This is a genomic window from Paenibacillus sp. 01T422 (genome assembly GCF_056398785.1).
Genome location: NZ_JBFTQB010000804.1, coordinates 1 through 3,054 on the forward strand (window position 1 = coordinate 1; position 3,054 = coordinate 3,054).

2 protein-coding genes are annotated in these 3,054 nt (G+C 48.2%); both read left to right on the forward strand.

Going from position 1 to position 3,054, the window contains the following annotated elements; all coding sequences use genetic code 11:
• On the forward strand, positions 1-2,216 hold a 2,216-nt coding region (locus AC1DUA_RS31535; RefSeq protein WP_477503500.1), incomplete at its 5' end, for a family 43 glycosylhydrolase.
• A gap of 250 nt (positions 2,217-2,466) precedes the next feature.
• Positions 2,467-3,054, forward strand: a 588-nt coding sequence (locus tag AC1DUA_RS31540) for a substrate-binding domain-containing protein (RefSeq protein WP_477503501.1), incomplete at its 3' end; no start/stop codon positions are given.

The following is a 3,054-nucleotide window of genomic DNA, read 5'->3' on the forward strand; positions in this document are numbered from 1 at the left end:
GGATTGGCGAGGCATTGGTCGTTAATAAAACAAGTGGTACAAGAGAAGAACAAACAGGAATAATCACATTAACAGCTGGACAACAGTACCCGGTTAAAGTCGAGTATGTGCATGCAACCGGCGATGCAAGCTTACATGTCAAATGGTCGCACGCGAATTTAATTAAACAAGCCTTAACGGCTGTTTATTCAGGTAAAAGCGTGCAGTCTGTTACTTTGGACGCGGCAGCGTTGACTGTCAAAGTGGACGAGGCGAAAAAACTGACCGCCACTATCGCGCCTGAAGACGCTTCTAGTCAGCAGCTAACATGGAGTTCGAGCCACACAGGTACAGTGAGAGTTGATAGCAATGGATACGTGAAAGGGATTAACAAAGGAACAGCGACCATTACGGTTACGGCAGCGGGAGGCGTGAAAGCTTCTGCTGTAGTGACGGTTACGGATAGCGGTACATTCAAAAATCCGATCGTACTTGTCTCAAGCGGTGCTGGTTCGGCAGATCCGAGCGTGGTTTTTAAGAATGGCTACTACTATTATGTGAAATCCGAGAATGACGGTTTGATTCAGGTGGCGAAAGCCAAACGTCTTCAGGATATCGGGATCGCGCCTCGCGTAACGGTCTATACACCGCCTACTGGACAAATGTTTTCGAAGGAATTATGGGCACCTGAAATTCAGTATTTAAATGGCAAATGGTACATCTATTTCGCTGCGGATGATGGCAATAATAATAACCACCGTATGTATGTTATCGAAGGTGATTCGCAAGACGCACAAGGGACTTATACGATGAAAGGAAAGATTGCAGATGCCACAAACAAATGGGCAATTGACGGCACGGTCTTAACGAAAAGCGACAATTCGATGTACTTCGTGTGGTCTGGTTGGGAAGGCGACACTAATGTAAGTCAAAATTTATACATCGCTCCGATGAGCAATCCTTGGACGATTAGCGGCCCTAGAGTGCTGGTGTCCACGCCTAACCAAGCTTGGGAGCTGGTAGGGGCACCGCCAAGTATTAATGAAGGTCCGGAAATCTTGATGAAAAATGATAAAATCTTCATTGTTTACTCAGCAAGCGGCAGCTGGACGGATGATTATACGTTAGGTATGTTGACGAATACGGATGGTGATGTGCTGAATCCTGCTTCTTGGACGAAGTCGGGTCCTGTATTCAGCAAAGCTCCGGGAGCCTTCGGTCCGGGACATAACAGCTTTACGAAATCCCCGGATGGTACGGAGGATTGGATTGTGTACCATGCTGATCTTAAATCCGGCGGAAGCTGGGGGAATCGCACGGTTCGTGCGCAAAAGTTCACCTGGAACCAGGATGGCACGCCAAACTTCGGCACACCGGTAGCTTATGGCGCGTTGGTCCAAGAGCCATCGGGCACACCGTCTGTCTCCCTGTACAGCTACGAGGCGGAGGATGCCGTTCTTGGCGGGAACGCGAGAATCAATAATTCGGACGACGCTTCAGGTGGCAAAGTGGTCGGTTATGTGGACACAGCTGGCAGCGACTATATTTTATTTAACGTCAACGTTGAAGAAGCGGGTACTTATGCCATGACGGTCATAGCTTCTAACGGAACGGGTGGTACAGTCATTTCCCAGCACGATGTTTCCGTCAATAATGGAGCTAATCAAGTTATTGATTACAAACAATTCGGATGGGGACGTTACAATCCGTCTTCCATAACGGTAACGTTGAATCAAGGGCTCAACACGATTAAGTTGACCAAAAAGACGAACTTTGCTGAGGTCGATAGGCTTATTCTCGAGCTGAAGGAGTCAGCGAATCCAACGGGGAACAAAGCGGCTCTATTGGCAGCTATCGCTTCGGCCCAAACGAAGCATGATCAAGCCGTTGAAGCTGAGCAAGATGGCTTCTATGCGCCGGGAGCCAAAGCGGCGCTGCAAGCAGCCATTGATCAAGCAGCGCTTGTTGCAGGCAATAGCGCCTCAACGGAGGAGCAGTTGATTGGTGCGATTGACATGCTGGCAGAGGCGATTACTGTCTTTGAAGCGAAGAAAATCAATGCCGATCTGAACTCGGGAGGCTTTAGCGTAGGCGATTTGGCGATCGTTGCAGCAGCGTATGGCAAGAAGCAAGGCGATGCGGATTGGGACGCTGTAGGAAAGAAAGCAGACATCAACAAGGATAACAAAGTAGATATTGCAGATCTTGTCATTGTTGCGAGAGCGATCATGCAATAAGCAGCACTGTCCGGCCATTCAGATGGCCGGACTTTTTGTTTGGCGTGGGAGGGAAGGAGATTGGCGCCTAGCGCTGGCTTTCGCCCCAAATCCTTCTTTGCGTTCGCGAGAAGTATCCAACTGATCCCTTTTTCGCGATTTTCATCCAGTATGACGGAATAAAGCAAAAAATGACTTTTGCGTGTAAAGACCTATACCAGGTTAAATATTACACTAAGGTTGTAAATAATTATTTCGAGGAGGAACACAAATGGTACAAAGAAAAAGAATCATGGGGGCACTTGTAACTGCAACGGTCATTATGTCTCTGGTCGCAGGCTGCGGGGCTAAAACATCTGAAACGACAACAGCTTCAACAGCGCCTCAAGCTACGAAGGCAGCAGAAGCAGCCAAAGCAGGAGATGGCAAAATTACGGTTGGTTTCTCCCAAATCGGAGCGGAGAGCGGCTGGCGTGGTGCGGAAACGCAATCCATTCAAGACACAGCGAAAGCTGATCCAACGATCGATTTGAAGTTCTCTGATGCGCAGCAAAAGCAAGAGAACCAAATTAAAGCCATTCGCTCTTTTATCGCCCAAAAGGTCGATGTAATCGCTATGGCTCCTGTCGTAGAAACAGGCTGGGAAGCTGTTCTGAAAGAAGCAAAAGATGCGAAAATTCCGGTTATCCTAGTTGACCGTGGCATTGACAAAAAGAACGAAGATCTATACACAAGCTTCATTGGATCTGACTTTATCGTAGAAGGCCAAAATGCGGCAAAAGCAATGGCTCAGCACCTTGGCGACAAAGGAAACATCGTTGAGCTGGAAGGAACAGTTGGTGCGAGCGCAGCAACGGAT